Consider the following 14870-nt stretch of genomic DNA (forward strand, 5'->3'; position numbering starts at 1 on the left):
TTCAGACCGTGCGTGGCTCACAGCTGTAAGCCACGCACATGTCAGCTATGATAAGGATGTTTACAGCAAGGACCCGGTATCAAGATGGCTAACCCGATCGAAACCGCCTATTCAGGGCTCAAGGAAGAGCTGGTCATTGGCCCCAGCCATCACCGTTTTCAGCTGATCAGCAAACAGCGCGAGCACTTCATGGGCAGCCTCTGGCTGGCTGAAGATATTTCCACTGCTGCCCGTACCGAGGTCAGCCTGCTGATATTGCGCCCCGAACTGGTTCGTCACGACGGGGTTGCCGACCAGATGCGCAAGCTGGTTACAAAGCTGCGCTCGGCACTGCGCCATCCTCACATCGCCACCTGCTACGGCTATTTCAGCTGGCGCGGGCTGGAATTCATGTCACTGGAACACCTGGACGGGCAAACCCTCTCCGATCTGTTTCAGCGCAATCAGGCACGCAAGCTCAATGACCGCCAGAAACAGGGACTGCTGATTCAGCTGGCCAAGGCCGTGGACAGCGGCCAGCTCAAGCTGGGAAAACCTCATTCATTGCTGGCGCCTGACCTGATTTTTCTGAATGCCGGCGGCGGGGTCAAATTGACCGGCTTTGGCTGGCGCAGCATTCTCGATCCGTTGCTTACCCTGTTGCCGAAGCAGCCGGACTACCCCAGCTATCAGGCCCCAGAAGCCTTTCACCCACAGAACCAGACTGCCCGCTCCGATGTTTATGCGCTGGCCCTGATCGCCTGGGAGCTGTACAGCGGCAAACGTGCCTTTCAGCCTGCCGATGGTGAAGCTGCGCGCTATCGTAAGGAGTTCAAAGCTCCCGGTGGGCTGAACAAGGCACAGTGGACAAGCCTCGCCCATGCCCTCAGCCCTGAAACAGAGCCCCGCCCTGCCAGCTGCATGGCGCTGGTGCGAGAGCTGTTTGCCACTGAGACCAGCCCGGAACAGAGCACAATTCCGGACATGCGCAGCGAGAGCCCTGGCGAGACGGCAGCGGTAGAGACGGACCAGCCAGCGGCGGCCGCGATCGAGCAGGCGGCAGCTGAAGTTCAGCCCGCTCCGGATCAACCCGCGCCCGCCACTGAGCGTCTAGACCAGCCGGCAGCAGGTGCCACTGAGGACACGGTTGTTGCCGGTGAGCCTGCCCCTGACACCACCGACGAGATTGCAGGCCCTCCGCCTGAGACGCCGTCACAAACGGAATCAACACCGGAACAGACTCCGGAGCGGCCGGCAGCTGCAACCGCAGAATCAGAATCAGAATCGGCACCGGCACCGGAACCCCAACCGGCACCGAAGCCAGAGGCCGAACTGGATGCTGAAATAGAGAAGACGCCAACCGCCAAGGCCCAGAAAAAGTCGGAGCCAGAGCAACACCCACACGACAGTGAAGACGATGCCGAACAAGAGCCTGGCACCGGCACAGGTTTTCTGGCCGCTCGACTGCGTGCATTCGGTCAGCTGCCCGAACCGGTTCGACGCTGGTCCAGACGCGGCCTGATCTTTGCGCTCGGCGTTGTGGCCGGCTTCTGGCTGGCGCTGCTGTTTTATCAGGGGCAACTCGATGCGATCAGCTCACAGGCCCTGACACAGATGAAAAACAACCGTGAGCTGCGTGCCGTGTTCGAGTCGCTTGAACTGGCACACCAGCGCCAGCAGCAGGAGCTTGATCGCCTGCGCATGGCAGCAGAGCAACCTGTCAGTGAGCAGCCTTCCACCGGGGTAGAGTCGGCCAGCGCCCTGCGAGAAGCCAACCGCCCGGTCAACAACCTGACCCTGTTTCAGGATGAGCTTCGCGAAGGTGGCAGAGGCCCCCAGATGGCCGTCATTCCTGCCGGACGCTTCCGCATGGGCGATCTGCATGGCAATGGAGACGACAACGAACGTCCAATCCATGAGGTTATCATCAGCAACAGCTTTGCACTGGCCCGTCATGAAGTCACCTTCGAGGAGTATGACCGCTTTGCCAACGCAACCGGCCGCCCTCTGCCCAATGACGAAGGCTGGGGACGGGGCTCTCGACCGGTGATCAATGTCAGCTGGAATGACGCCAATGCCTACACCCTCTGGCTGGCCGAACAGACCGGACAACCCTATCGACTGCCGACAGAAGCTGAGTGGGAATACAGCGCACGGGCAGGCACCGAGTCCATTTATTGGTGGGGCAACCAGCCGGGGCAGGACTATGCCGTCTGTGACGGCTGCGACAGCCGTTGGGGTGGTCAGCAGACAGCCCCCGTCGGCTCGATGAAGCCCAACCCCTGGGGTCTGCACGACATGAGCGGCAATGTGGACGAGTGGGTGCTGGACTGCTATCAGCCCGACTACAGCAATGCCCCTGACGACGGCAGCGCCGTGCGTACCAGCGACTGCACTCATCGAGTGATGCGAGGTGGCTCATGGTTTGATATTCCTCGCGTCGTACGCCCGGCCAGCCGCTACCGGCACCCCGCCACCAGTTCCCGCAACAGCTGGGGATTCAGGGTTGCCCTGGATCTGCCGGCCAGCATGCAATAACAGGAGCCCCCCATGATAATTCGACAACTGTCCCTGTCCACCGTATTGGCTGGCGGCCTGCTGCTGAGCCCACTGATACAGGCCGCAGCCGAAGTCAGCATCGCGGCCGACAGCCGTACCCGTCTTGATCTGACGCTGTATCAGCAGAACCTCGCACTGGTTCAGGAACAGCGCAAGGTACCGGCACTGCCAGGCAACACCCCGATTCTGTTACAGGCCGTGAGCCCGCAGATGCAGGCACAAACCCTTAAGCTCAGAGGTATGGGGCAGATTCTGGAGCAGAATCTGGAGCAGGACCTGCTCAGCCTTGGCAGCCTTTTACAGACCCAAACGGGCAAGACAGTTACCCTCGCCCGCTTCAACTCCGTGACAGGAACCGAGACACGCACTGAAGTGCGTCTTCTGCGCGTCGAAGGCAGCACCGCACTGGTGGCAAATGACGCAGGAGAGATCGAAACCCTGCCGCTACACCAGGGCCAGTGGCGGCTGATTGTAAAGCCCGATAGCCATAACTATCAGCTGCAGCCACGCCTGTCCTTTCGCACCAAGGGTACCCGCAATGAGGCTGAAGCCGAAATCAGTTATCTGACACAGGGCCTGAGCTGGCAGATGGACTATCTGCTGACCCTCGACAGTAAAGGTGAACAGCTGGATCTGGAAGGCCTTGCCACCCTTAACAACCGCAGTGGACTGGCCTGGCCGGAAGCGAACATCAAATTGCTGGCGGGACAGGTCAACCAGCCACAGCCGCCCCGACCTGAAGTCATGCTGATGCGCTCGGCCGCAGCCGACATGAAAGGCGGTGGCGTTGAGACAGGATCGGTACAGGACTACCATCTTTACACTCTGCCGGGGCATCACGACCTGCAGGATCAGCAGCAGAAGCAGGTACCCCTGATTCCACATATTGAGCTGCCTGCCAGCATTCGGTACACCTACGCGCTACAGGTGAACGCCCATCAGCAGATGCCTCCACAGCTTGACCAGGCCCTGACTGAGCTGCACTTCACCGCACCCGCCACGTCCGGGTCACGCCTGCCCCTGCCTGCCGGACAGGCGCGTGTATTCCGGCCCGATGCCGACGGCCAGCTGCAGTTTGTAGGGGGCACTCAGGTACCTGCAACTGCTGCAGGCGAGAAGGTCAGAGTGATTATGGGTGAAGCCTTTGATCTGGGCATCGAACAGGTTCAAACGGGTTTCAGAAAGGTGTTTGAAGGCTATGAAGTGGAGTACAGGATCAGTGTGCGCAACCGCTCGGAACAGAGCAAACCTCTGGACCTGACCGCTCACTTTCCATTGCCGTTCAAACTGACGCTCACCAGCAGGCCAACGACACAGGTCAGCGGTGCCTCTGCCAGCTGGCAGATGGAGATCCCTGCCGAAAGTGAAGAGGAGCTGAGCTTCAGCGCGACTCTGACGACACGCTGAGCGCCTCGACCGAGGGCAACCGGTCCTGGCGCTGACGCCAGCAGTTGGCCCGCGCCGGGTCGATGGCAACGCCCAATGCGCCCTCTTCGTACACCTCAATCATGCGTCGAATGGCAAGGGGGTGAAGCTGTTCGGCCGCCTGACGGTAATATTGCAACGCCTTGCCGAGATCAGGTGGGAAGTGGTGCTCGAAGCCATTTTCGAAAATCCTGCCCATCTGGTACTGCGCCCTGGGGTCACCACCATCGGCCGCTCGCTGCAGGTAGATTCCGCCCTGAATGCGACTGGCCATATCTTCACCTCTAAAATGCAGCAGATGGCCGTACACCGAAAGCGCCCGTTGGCTGCCATTGTCCGCAGCCAATCGGAACAGACGCATGGCCACCCGATGACGCAACCGGGACCGCTTAAACAACGGCAGATGAAACAGGCAATTTGCCAGCCAGGCGATCAAGGGTGCCAGTTGCCGCATCAGCCAGTGCATATATACCCCCAAGGCATTAGAAACCGTATCTTTATACAGATATGAAAAAATCGTCTCACATTTTACCGCAGTCAGCGGTACACTGAACTATACCTGTTGTCAGCAAGCCTGGAGTAGTCTGCTGACCCTGATTCAAGCCGTCATGGAGTTGAAAAGCTGATGAATATTTACGAAGACAACGCGCTGACAATCGGCAACACCCCGCTGGTAAGACTCAACAATCTCTGGCCCGCCGGCAATCTCTACGCCAAGATCGAATCACGCAACCCTGCCGGATCGGTCAAATGCCGCATCGGTGCCAGCATGATCTGGGCGGCGGAACAGGAAGGGCGCCTGAAGCCCGGCATGACCCTGATTGAGCCGACCAGCGGCAACACCGGTATCGCACTCGCGTTTGTAGCAGCCGCCAAGGGCTACCGCCTGATGCTGACCATGCCCTCCTCCATGTCACTGGAACGACGCAAACTGATGAAGGCGCTGGGGGCCGAAATCGTGTTGACCGAACCGGCCAAGGGGATGAAAGGGGCCATCGAAAAAGCCCAGCAACTGGTGGACGAAAACCCGGACAGCTTCCTGATGCTGCAGCAGTTCGAGAACCCGGCCAACCCGGATATCCATGAGAAAACCACCGGCCCGGAAATCTGGCGCGATACCGATGGCAAGATCGACATGCTGGTAGCCGGTGTTGGCACCGGCGGCACCTTGACCGGCATCTCCCGTTACATCAAACGGACTCAGGGCAAACAGATCATCAGCGTCGCGGTTGAACCGGTCGACTCACCCGTGATTGCACAGACGCTGGCCGGTGAAGAGGTCAAGCCCGCCCCGCACAAGATTCAGGGCATCGGCGCCGGCTTTGTACCCAGGAACCTGGATCTTTCACTGGTCGACAAGGTTGAGCAGGTCAGTAATGAAGATGCGATCGCAACTGCGCGCGAGCTGATGCAGAAGGAAGGCATTCTGTGCGGGATCTCCTGTGGTGCAGCCCTGGCGGCAGCACTGCGTCAGGCCGAGCTGGAAACCAATGCCGGCAAACAGATCGTGGTCATTCTGCCCGACTCAGGTGAGCGCTACCTGTCTTCAATCCTGTTTGAAGGCATGTTCAGCGATAACGAAACGGTGCAATAACCACCCGAAGACAGCTGTGCCATAAACGAAAACTGCCGCTTAAGGCGGCAGTTTCTCTGACTGAGTCGGGTGTTGATATCAGCTCATCAGTTCGCGTACCTGCTGATGGCTCGGGAAACTGCCAAGGTCGCGTACGCTGACGCTGCGATCACCGCTGCGGGTTACAATGTAGGAGCTTGGCTTGCGGGCACTACCCTGATACACGCCGCTGACAACGAAGTTTTCGCCATCCACACCCAGAATGGCGATAGTCCGTTCTTCTGCCTTTACCTGAATATCCATGTTCTTCCTCCTGTTTATTTTATTTTGTAGTTTTATTACAAGAAGCATAGCCTAATATTGGAATATAACAAGTGTGTGAGGCTTTCTTTGTCATTTGATGACAAGGTGTGGACAGCGGAAATGAAACAGCCTTTCCGGTCGGGAAAGGCTGTTTCAGGTCATGCAGGAAGTTGTGCGGAAACAGGGAGCACCTAGAGATAGGCCGCCAGCTCCTCCTTGAGCAGATCCAGCTCATTTTGAGCTTTCTGTCGTGCCTTTTTCTTCAGCGCGTCAACCTCAGCCGATTTTTCCTCAACCAGCGTCACCGCTGCTGCAGCCCTGTCTTCCGCCTGCTCCACCCGCTCCAGCAGGGGACGGATCTGCATCAGGATGGCACGACGGCGCCCTTCCTCGGCGCGAGCCAGCTCTTCCTCGCTCTTTTCCTTTTCTTTTGCCACTTTCTGCTGCTGTGTACTGCTGGTATCCGTCAGTGAACGGATGCCGACGGCGTGGCGCACCTTGTCCAGGAACGGGGTCGCGTATTCCCGCGCCCGCTCGGCCCCCTTGAGCAGTACCTCCTCAACGGCGCCCAGATCATTCATCAGTTCGTTGTAGTGCTGACGCGGGCGGCTGAGCCGACCGTCCAGATACTCGAACAGTTCGGTTTTGGCAGCACCCCAGCCGATCCCTTCGATAAAACGCTGACGCATGGCGGCACTTTCCGCTTCGGTCGCAAAACAGCGATAGAGGTGCATCAGGGTATTGTCCGGGTCCTTGGGCTCACCGGGCTCGCGGGTATCGGTCACGATCTGATTGATCAGCCTGCGCAGCTCATCTGACGAACAGAACAGCGGGATGGTGTTGTTGTAGCTCTTGGACATCTTGCGGCCATCCAGCCCCGGAATCAGCTGGGTTTCTTCATCCACCTGCGCCTGCGGCAGGGTGAACAGGGGCTCGAACTGGTGGTTGAATCGACCGGCGATATCACGCGCCATCTCGATATGCTGCACCTGATCCTTGCCCACCGGGATGGTGTCGGCATTGAACATGAGGATGTCGGCGGCCATCAGTATCGGATAGCTGAACAGGCCCATGGTGACACCATCATCCAGATCTTCCTTGCCAGCCTCACGGTTGGCATCCACCGAGGCCTTGTAAGCGTGGGCACGGTTCATCAGCCCCTTGGAAGTCTGGCAGGTCAGGATCCAGGTCAACTCGGTAATTTCGGGAATGTCGGTCTGACGGTAGAAGGTCGCCTTATTGGTATCCAGCCCCAGTGCCAGCCAGGTTGCGGCAATTTCACGGGTGGATCGCGCGACCCGGTCAGGCTCCTGACACTTGATCAGCGCATGGAAATCGGCCAGAAAGAAGTAGCTGTTGAAAGCGGGGTTTTCGCTGGCTTCGATGGCGGGCTTGATGGCGCCCAGATAGTTACCAATATGCGGGGTACCGGTGGTGGTGATACCGGTCAGAACGGTCTGTTTGCTCATTGCGTACTCGTCAGTCGGTCTGTCCTAAAACGCTATGATACACAACTTGTTAAGCGGCTGCCGCTGCAGAATGTGTTGGTAGAACCGGCAGCTCATGTTATCGCTGCTATTGTGCATGTGAGTCGATTGCACCAAAAGACCAACTAAAACAGTCGGGTTTTGACAATCTCGCAGGCTTGGCCATAATAGAAGCAGATCAAGGCTACGTCCGACATCGCCACAGGAGGTTTACATGGATACATCCGCTCACACCTTCAGCGCCCTGTTTGAACAGCTCGGCCTGCCGGCAGACAATGACTCGATTGAGCAGTTCATTCGTACCCATCGACTGTTCAGCAGCGAAATTCAGCTGCATGAAGCGTCATTCTGGAGTGAGACTCAGGCCGAATTTCTGCGCGAAGCGATCAGCAGTGACTCCGATTGGGCTGAAGTGGTTGACGAACTGAACAACAGCCTGCATTAATTCCCTTTCAGATCCGCCGGGGCCGATCAGGTGCGGCCCCTTCTCTTTTATCGTGCAAGGTAGACCCAACTCATGCTGACACTGGTTTCACCAGCCAAAACGCTTGACTATGAATCCCCTCTCGCAACCGATACCTACACTCAGCCACGCTTTACCGAGCAGTCACAACAACTGATCGAGACACTGCGTAAGCTTTCGGTTCAGGATGTTGCCGAGCTGATGAAACTCAGTGACAAGCTGGCCAGCCTCAACGTGGCACGCTACCAGAGCTGGCAGCCCGAACATACGCCGGACAATGCCCGCCCCGCCGTATTGGCTTTCAAGGGTGATGTCTATACCGGGCTGGATGCCGAGAGCTTCAGCGAGGCTGACTTCAGCTTTGCCCAGCAGCACCTGCGTATTCTGTCCGGCCTGTATGGCGTACTGCGCCCGCTGGATCTGCTGGAACCCTACCGCCTGGAGATGGGGACTCGACTGAAAACCGCTTCCGGCGACAACCTTTACCAGTTCTGGGGCGAACGCATTACCGCCGCGCTGAACGAGGAGTTGAAAGCGGCAGATGACGTGGTGGTCAACCTGGCGTCAAATGAATACTTCAAGGCGGTACAGCCCAAGGCGCTGAATGCACGGCTGATTACCCCTGTGTTCAAGGATTTCAAGAACGGTCAGTACAAGATAATCAGTTTCTATGCCAAGAAGGCGCGTGGTCTGATGAGTCGTTATATCATCCAGAATCGCCTCGACACACCTGAGGCGATCAAGGCATTTGACCTGGAGGGGTATTATTTCAGCCCGGAACAGAGCAAGGGCGATACCTGGGTATTTCTGCGGGATGAAGTGCCCGCCAGCTGAGCCAATGCCCGCCCGCCGCAGTGGCGAGCGGGCAGACCATTATTTGGCCGAGCTGACTTCAAACGCGCCGACCAGCTGCTGCAGCTTGGCTGCCGTTCCCTTGACCTGATCAGAGCTGAGCTGCAACTCCCCTACCGCCTGATGCATGCGCGTGGTGATTTCAGCAACTGATCGGGCATGGCCGCCGTGTTCCTGACTGTGTCGGTCGATGTGTTTGATGATGTCGAACATCTGCGCCACGCTGTCATGCAACTCCGTATTGTCCGAAGTGGACTGCTCCGCCAGCTGCAGGCTGCGATCCACATCTTCCACACCGGATTCCATGAAACGCACCGCATCGACACTCTCTTTCTGGATCCGTTCGATACGGGCACTGATTTCATGCGCGGCGGTTTCAGTGCGCGCCGCCAGCGCCCTGACCTCATCGGCCACCACCGAGAAACCACGCCCGTGCTCTCCTGCGCGTGCCGCTTCAATGGCCGCATTGAGTGCCAGCAGGTTGGTCTGAGCCGTGATATCGGTGATCAGTGTCACCATTTCATCGATCTCCACCGTGCGCTGATTCAGCGCCTGCACGCGCCGGGCAGACGTCTGGACGATATCGCGAATTGCCTGCGTACCCGAGCGTACCGACTCGAACTGTTCTCGCGCCTTGGCAACGACCTCTTCCATGGCTGACTTCATGACCTCAGCCGTGCCGGAGGCCTGACTGATCGCCACCAGCTGTGACTCCACCAGATTCAACATGGTCTCGGCGGCTTCATCAACCGAGGTAGCGGAATCCAGCGCAATGCGGTTGCGTGTCTGCATGGTTTGGCTGTTTTCGCCCACATCATCGGCAGCACGAATCACCTGCGCCACAATGCCATCCAGATTATCCACGAAGCTATTGATCCAGCGGGCCATATCACCGGTTTCATCGGCCACGATGCGGTCACTGTCCAATCGCTGACTCAGGTTGCCCTGCCCTTCCGCCAGATTTCGAATCACTTCGGTCATCGCGCCCAGACGGCGCGACAGGGGACGTATGCCCACTTGCCAGAACAGCAGTACCGACAGCATCACAAATACAAAATTGAGCAACATGCTCGGCAGTGCCGGCAAGCTCAGCCAGTACTGCAGGCCATAACTGGCGCCAAGCCCAACTGCCAGCGACCCCAGCAAGCTGGTAAACATGCGTACACTGAGGGAGCGGCGGCGATAGACCTCTTCCAGATCGGACTCACACATCATGCCCCACCGATCATGCGAACCCGGCATGCTGAAGGTTACCCCCTTGCCGATCACGGGGATGTGGCGATAGTCGGAATAGCCCGGGTAGGTGACAAACAGGTTCGCACCCTTGCGAATTGTCTCCCGTACACCGGGATGCAACTGACCAGTGGCGGGGTCGGTGAAGCGGATCTCGAATTCGGTGTGACGGCTTACCTTTACTGGCCCCCAGGCGGTATGAATTCCGCTTTTGAGGTTTTCGCCATGACTGAAGGTGTCATCCTCAAAGCGGGAACGCGACAGCGCCGTTCCTGCCTCGATAGTAGGATCAAACCGCGACTCCACCATGAACAGGTAGTTATCGCCGGACTCCGGAAAGATATGCCCCGCTTCTCGCTGAATCAGATCACCCAGCACATCGTTGGGAACACGGGCACAGAGCGCACCCACCACCTTGCCACCCTGTTTGACCGGCTGATAGAACATCAGCGTCACTTCATCATGGAAGCGAGAGGAGCTGGCACCCAGTTCAAGCGTCACCGGGTCGATATAGGGGCCATGCAGGAAAGGGGCCTGCAGACCTGCGCTGACCGCTTTCGGGTCCAGGTCCTGACTGCCTGTGCGGGCCGGCACTGTCGAGCAGGTCACACGGCCTTCAAGATCGATCAGCGCAAGCTCCGAAAGGTCCAGTGCCTGTCGGCGCTTGTGCTCCAGCAGCGCCCTGTCACAGTCGGGAAAACATTCACTCACCTGTAACGCCAGATCGGCCAGCATATCCCACTGCGCCTGGGCCCAGCCGGTCAACAACCTGACGCGAATTTCAGCAATGCTTTCAAAGGTCTGCTCCACCACCGGCAGGGTTCTTCGATTAAGCCAGCAGGCACGGCGCATGGCCAGCTTTCCGGTCGACCCGAACCAGGGCAGCCAGTGACGTTCAGCAGCTGACAACTGCATTGCGGAGCTTTTAAGAACGGCCATTTACAACTCTCCAGAAAAAACAACAGAGAGGCAAAAGCAAAAAGCGCGCCAGAAAAACAGTGCAAAATGGGATTACAGAACCACTCGCGTGATCCATAAAAGTGCAGAACGTGTCGAAAGAGGTGCAGATGCACCTGCAAGGTGCACCTGGCAAACCGGTGGCACAGGGGCCACCGACAGAAGGGCGTTACGCGTTCGGCTGTTCGATACCGACAATCTTCCAGTCACTGCCATCGGTCGCCATATCGCGGTTGAGATGCCAGATTTCGCTGAATTCACTGGTCGGCTGGCCCGATTCGGCAATCCAGCCATAGAAGTGAACACTGGCCACTACATGGTCACCGTTGTCGATGAAGTTCACCAGCTCAGCCATCACCGAATCAACTTCGGTATGCTGCTGCTCAGGCAGTTTGGCACGTTCCTGCTGCAGTGCCGCGAACATTTCGTCAGACATGTAGTCGCGGATCTCATCCCAGTTCTGGCTGTCCCAGGCGGTCTGCAGATTCATGAAGTGGCTGCGGGCTCCCTCGACAAAGGCTTGCTCGTTGAACCACTGCGGCAGTTTCAGTTCGACCGGTGCAAAGTCGGCATCGGCACTGGTTCCTGCAGAGGCAGGCATAACCGGAGCAGCCGGCTCAGGCTGCGGTGCCTGACGTGCCATGGCCCCATCGGGCATGGCATAGGCGGGCTGCTGCCGCTGTGTTTGCGCACGCTTGCTGCTGAACAGCTTGAACAGTATGAACCCGACCCCGGCCAGCAACAGAATATCCATCAGCTGAATGCCTTCAAACGCACCGCCCATGAACAGCGCTGCCAGCAAACCACCCGCCAGCAGACCACCCATCATGCCACCCAGACCGCTGCGCGCTCCGGCGGTTTTGGTGGGCGATGTGGGAGCAGCAGCCTGCTCTTTCGCGGGGGCAGGTGCGACCCGCTTGGGTGTTGTGTAGCTTTTACCAAAGCTGGAACCGCCACCAAGGCGTTTGGCCTCCGCTTCCTGCGGCATCAGCATAAAGCCCAGCAGCAGTGCAAAGCAGGTGGTCATCAATGTTTTCATCGAGTCTCCTCAAACAGTTTTTCGTAACCGGCGCAGGGATTGCGCCAGTATTGCAATATACAAGCCGGAAAAGATCAGCAGCACACCCGCAAGGTGGTACCAGCCCAGTCTTTCACCGAGAAACACGGTTGCCAGCAGCAGGCCGAACATCGGCATCAAATGAATGAATAGCCCTGCCGTGGCTGCACCCAGCCGTTCGACTCCATAATTCCAGAACAGGAAGGACAGGATCGACGGAAATATCGCCATATAGATCACGGTCCAGACAAAGGGTTCCGTTAATTCGAAGGCGGTACTGCCCCCCTGTTCCCAGAGCATGAACGGAAACAGAACGATGACGCCCACCAGCACGGAAAAGCCGAAAAAAGTGAAGCCATCCAGTGCGGCCGGCTTCCAGCGCAGACTGAGGGTATACAGTGACCAGCTAAGCATCGCCAGGAAGATCCACAGATCGCCACGATTGAAATCAAATGCCGCCAGCACTTCAAGACTGCCACGGCTGACCAGCACCAGCACCCCGCTGAGTGACAGCGCCACCCCCAGCCATTGGCGCGAGCTGGCCGGCTCGCGCAGAAACAGAGCCCCCAGCAACAGAATCACCACCGGCACCGCCGACTGCATCAGCATGGCATTGGATGCCTGGGTATGCTGCACTCCGAAATATACCAGTGTATTGAAGCAGCCCACCCCGAGAATGCCCTGCACTGTGAGCAGCGGCAAATTGTCGCGCAACACTTTGCGCAAACGCCATGCTCGTCCCAGCCACCAAGGAGCGATGATCAGCAACGCCAGAGTCCAGCGCAGAAACGCCAGCGTGAACGGTTGCAGGTCGAGATGAATGGCACGGGCAAGCACGAAGTTGCCCGCCCAGAACAGGGTGGTCAGCACCAGCAACAGATACGGCATCAGAGGGTTTCCCGCTCCTGTCGTCGCAGTAATCGGGCCAGCAGACTGTGGGGCGGATCCTCACCCGTGATGACGTAATACAGCACGTTGTAGTTATTCACCGTCCACTCCATCTGGCGCAATACATTGCCAAGCCCACAGCAGAGAATCTCGTCGCCCTCCTGCAGCTCGGTCAGCTCACCCGGGAGTATACGGACTCCATCAGCCTTACGCAGCAGCAGCGCAAAACAGGGCAGCATCCTGTCCCGTTGCCGCGGATTGCGGTACAGCACCCGCAGCGGAACCCTGTGTCCCTGCTGCAGCATATTAATTACCGCCGGCGTATGTTCTTCATCAATCCGAATTGACCAGCTGTCCAGCTCGTCATCTCCCACCGTATTGCTCATGCGATTGAGCAGTTGATGTGCCCAGACATCGCTTTCCTGTTGCAGGTGCTGCAAAAACTCCGACAACAGCGGGGTTTTCAGCTGTGCCAGAATCCGGTTGGCAATGATCCGCCCCGGCTCCATCACGTAATCACAGCGGGAGTGGCGAAATACCAGTGCATTCTGATGCAGGTTCTGTCGCACGACGGTGGTCAATTTCGGATTGAGTTCACGCGCCGTCATGATGATGGAGAGGTTGTCGGTATCACTGTCACTTCCGGCAATAATGCCCACTGCGCTCTCCACACCCGCCTCCAGCAGTGTATGTGCTTCAGTTCCTACCCCGACCACAGCCCCCTCAAGTGGCGCTATGCTGTCATGATCAGGGTCGATGATGGTCATCTCCATCCCTTCTGCGGCAAAGGCGGCCGCCAGTGCACGACCAAAGCGACCATAGCCACAGATGATCCAGCGCCCTTCAGCATGCTTGTAGGCACTGGACAACTTACGATGCCGAGGGTTCATCAGCCAGTCATACACCAGATGCTTGTGCGGATAACGTGCCGCCAGTGCCAGGTAGTCGGCGTAGGCTCGGAAAGGGTCAACAATCATGTCGGTGCCGAACGAGGCCATGTTGGCGGTGGTCAGGTCCGAGTTGGTGCGGGTAATCACCTGACGTTTGGGAACCAGCAGCTTGCTGGCGATGGCAACGGCCAGATTCACCCTGTCCTGATTGGTAAGCGCCAGCACACCGATGCACTTGGGGTGTTGAAGGCCGGCGTGATCCAACACGTCCGGCAAGGACGCATCGGCACAGAGCGCCGGTACCGGCGTCACGAGATTGTCCAGCTCCAGGGCATCGATTCGGTCCTGATCAACATCGACGACAACGGCCCGTATACCTCGCTTCACCAGCCGCCTTATCAGCAGCCGTCCGGTCACGCCATAGCCACACACCAGATAAAACGGCTCCTGCAGGTCACGCACCTGACTTCTGAAACCACGCAGCCTCATCAGGCGGCCGAACATGGGCTCCTGCAGCACTGCCAACATGGTACCGATACCGTACAGCCAGGTGATGACCGTTGCATAGATGGTGAAGGTTACCCACATCCGCTGCGCGTCGGTAAATTCGTATGGGATTTCACCAAAACCGATGGTCGTCCCCATATAGGACACGAAATAGAAGGCATGGAAGAAATCCATGTACCAGACATTGCCATCGGCATCCTGACCGGGAATCAGGGTCATGCCGAAAATCGACACCGCATACACGCTGATCAGCGTGATCAACGGTGCCCGCAGCCGGCGCAGGAACAGAAACAGCAGGTTATTCATGTGCTCAGCGCCGTACCAGCGCGGTTTCGACCACCAGCAGCACTGCCGAGATTACGTTAGCCACCAGTGCGCCTGCCGCAAACGAGACCACACTGGCCATCAATTTGGGCGTCATGCCGCTGGCAGCCATCTGCTCACCATAGCCCCAGATACCGGCGGCGATGATCAACTGCAGGTCGGCAACCAGACTGGTTGCCAGCATCAATGCACCCAGATGGGTACGATCACCGAACTTGAGAACGGTACAGATCAGACTTACCACCAAAGCGGCAAACAGCTCGAATACATCATGGTGCTCGATATTATCAATATCACCCAACACAAAACCGAAGTTCAGCGTCAGTGCCAGTACGATAAAAAACGCGAAAATTACCTTTTCCCGGTTCATGGA

Annotated in this window: 13 protein-coding genes; 5 read left to right on the top strand and 8 right to left on the bottom strand. The window is 57.9% G+C overall.

The window, feature by feature from the left end; genetic code table 11:
• The first annotated feature begins 84 nt into the window (after nucleotides 1-84).
• Together ABIE60_RS00510 and ABIE60_RS00515 are read left to right on the top strand one after the other, a co-directional pair.
• Nucleotides 85-2517, top strand: coding sequence for an SUMF1/EgtB/PvdO family nonheme iron enzyme (locus ABIE60_RS00510; RefSeq protein WP_354466889.1), 2433 nt, complete (start codon nucleotides 85-87; stop codon nucleotides 2515-2517).
• A gap of 12 nt (nucleotides 2518-2529) precedes the next feature.
• A complete protein-coding gene (locus tag ABIE60_RS00515; RefSeq protein ID WP_354466891.1) occupies nucleotides 2530-3945 on the top strand; it encodes a DUF4139 domain-containing protein in 1416 nt (471 codons plus the stop codon).
• Here ABIE60_RS00515 and ABIE60_RS00520 read toward each other — a convergent pair.
• Entirely contained in the window at nucleotides 3920-4429 is a 510-nt protein-coding gene (locus tag ABIE60_RS00520; protein ID WP_354466893.1) for a tetratricopeptide repeat protein, read from the bottom strand. The two genes, ABIE60_RS00515 and ABIE60_RS00520, sit on opposite strands and share 26 nt — an antisense overlap.
• Nucleotides 4430-4588: 159 nt before the next feature.
• Here ABIE60_RS00520 and cysK point away from each other — a divergent pair, with 159 nt between their 5' ends.
• Nucleotides 4589-5557: a cysteine synthase A gene (cysK, locus tag ABIE60_RS00525; RefSeq protein ID WP_354466895.1), complete on the top strand. Its 969-nt coding sequence runs from the start codon at nucleotides 4589-4591 to the stop codon at nucleotides 5555-5557.
• Between the two features lie 78 nt (nucleotides 5558-5635).
• On the opposite strand, the gene ABIE60_RS00530 is transcribed toward cysK, so the two are convergent.
• The gene (locus ABIE60_RS00530) at nucleotides 5636-5839 is read right to left on the bottom strand and encodes a hypothetical protein (RefSeq protein ID WP_354466897.1); all 204 of its coding nucleotides are present in this window, start codon (nucleotides 5837-5839) and stop codon (nucleotides 5636-5638) included.
• A 191-nt stretch (nucleotides 5840-6030) separates the two neighbouring features.
• A complete protein-coding gene (gene trpS / locus ABIE60_RS00535; RefSeq protein ID WP_354466899.1) occupies nucleotides 6031-7308 on the bottom strand; it encodes a tryptophan--tRNA ligase in 1278 nt (425 codons plus the stop codon).
• 232 nt (nucleotides 7309-7540) lie between these two features.
• Between trpS and ABIE60_RS00540 the strand changes: the two genes are divergently transcribed.
• Both ABIE60_RS00540 and yaaA read left to right on the top strand, forming a co-directional pair.
• The gene (locus ABIE60_RS00540; protein WP_354466900.1) at nucleotides 7541-7771 is read left to right on the top strand and encodes a DUF2789 domain-containing protein; all 231 of its coding nucleotides are present in this window, start codon (nucleotides 7541-7543) and stop codon (nucleotides 7769-7771) included.
• Between the two features lie 72 nt (nucleotides 7772-7843).
• Entirely contained in the window at nucleotides 7844-8623 is a 780-nt protein-coding gene (gene yaaA, locus ABIE60_RS00545; RefSeq protein ID WP_354466902.1) for a peroxide stress protein YaaA, read from the top strand.
• A gap of 39 nt (nucleotides 8624-8662) precedes the next feature.
• Here the strand turns inward: yaaA and ABIE60_RS00550 are convergent, their stop codons facing one another.
• The 5 genes from ABIE60_RS00550 to ABIE60_RS00570 form a co-directional block, all read right to left on the bottom strand.
• On the bottom strand, nucleotides 8663-10813 hold the full coding sequence (locus tag ABIE60_RS00550; RefSeq protein WP_354466904.1) for a methyl-accepting chemotaxis protein: 2151 nt from the start codon (nucleotides 10811-10813) through the stop codon (nucleotides 8663-8665).
• Nucleotides 10814-11000: 187 nt separating this feature from the next.
• Nucleotides 11001-11870 carry a Tim44 domain-containing protein gene (locus ABIE60_RS00555; RefSeq protein WP_354466906.1) on the bottom strand — a complete coding sequence of 290 codons (870 nt, stop codon included), beginning with the start codon at nucleotides 11868-11870 and terminating at the stop codon, nucleotides 11001-11003.
• A 9-nt stretch (nucleotides 11871-11879) separates the two neighbouring features.
• Complete coding sequence (locus ABIE60_RS00560) at nucleotides 11880-12776, bottom strand: DMT family transporter (RefSeq protein WP_354466908.1); 897 nt, start codon at nucleotides 12774-12776, stop codon at nucleotides 11880-11882.
• Nucleotides 12776-14479 (bottom strand): potassium channel family protein, encoded by a 1704-nt coding sequence (locus ABIE60_RS00565; protein WP_354466910.1) that lies wholly within the window; start codon nucleotides 14477-14479, stop codon nucleotides 12776-12778. Before ABIE60_RS00565 ends, ABIE60_RS00560 begins: the two co-directional genes overlap by 1 nt.
• Nucleotides 14480-14483: 4 nt before the next feature.
• On the bottom strand, nucleotides 14484-14867 hold the full coding sequence (locus ABIE60_RS00570; protein WP_354466912.1) for a DUF6394 family protein: 384 nt from the start codon (nucleotides 14865-14867) through the stop codon (nucleotides 14484-14486).
• Nucleotides 14868-14870 lie beyond the last annotated feature (3 nt).

Origin of the sequence: Marinobacterium sp. MBR-109 (assembly GCF_040547565.1) — a bacterium.
In the GTDB taxonomy this organism is placed as follows: domain Bacteria; phylum Pseudomonadota; class Gammaproteobacteria; order Pseudomonadales; family Balneatricaceae; genus Marinobacterium.

Bases quoted from the DNA above. Each gene is read 5' to 3' on its own strand.
- cysK (WP_354466895.1), top strand. From the start codon at position 4,589: ATGAATATTTACGAAGACAACGCGCTGACAATCGGCAACACCCCGCTG.
- ABIE60_RS00570 (WP_354466912.1), bottom strand. From the start codon at position 14,867: ATGAACCGGGAAAAGGTAATTTTCGCGTTTTTTATCGTACTGGCACTG.
- ABIE60_RS00555 (WP_354466906.1), bottom strand. From the start codon at position 11,870: ATGAAAACATTGATGACCACCTGCTTTGCACTGCTGCTGGGCTTTATG.
- ABIE60_RS00515 (WP_354466891.1), top strand. From the start codon at position 2,530: ATGATAATTCGACAACTGTCCCTGTCCACCGTATTGGCTGGCGGCCTG.
- ABIE60_RS00560 (WP_354466908.1), bottom strand. From the start codon at position 12,776: ATGCCGTATCTGTTGCTGGTGCTGACCACCCTGTTCTGGGCGGGCAAC.
- ABIE60_RS00510 (WP_354466889.1), top strand. From the start codon at position 85: ATGGCTAACCCGATCGAAACCGCCTATTCAGGGCTCAAGGAAGAGCTG.
- trpS (WP_354466899.1), bottom strand. From the start codon at position 7,308: ATGAGCAAACAGACCGTTCTGACCGGTATCACCACCACCGGTACCCCG.
- ABIE60_RS00565 (WP_354466910.1), bottom strand. From the start codon at position 14,479: ATGAATAACCTGCTGTTTCTGTTCCTGCGCCGGCTGCGGGCACCGTTG.
- ABIE60_RS00540 (WP_354466900.1), top strand. From the start codon at position 7,541: ATGGATACATCCGCTCACACCTTCAGCGCCCTGTTTGAACAGCTCGGC.
- ABIE60_RS00520 (WP_354466893.1), bottom strand. From the start codon at position 4,429: ATGCACTGGCTGATGCGGCAACTGGCACCCTTGATCGCCTGGCTGGCA.
- ABIE60_RS00530 (WP_354466897.1), bottom strand. From the start codon at position 5,839: ATGGATATTCAGGTAAAGGCAGAAGAACGGACTATCGCCATTCTGGGT.
- ABIE60_RS00550 (WP_354466904.1), bottom strand. From the start codon at position 10,813: ATGGCCGTTCTTAAAAGCTCCGCAATGCAGTTGTCAGCTGCTGAACGT.
- yaaA (WP_354466902.1), top strand. From the start codon at position 7,844: ATGCTGACACTGGTTTCACCAGCCAAAACGCTTGACTATGAATCCCCT.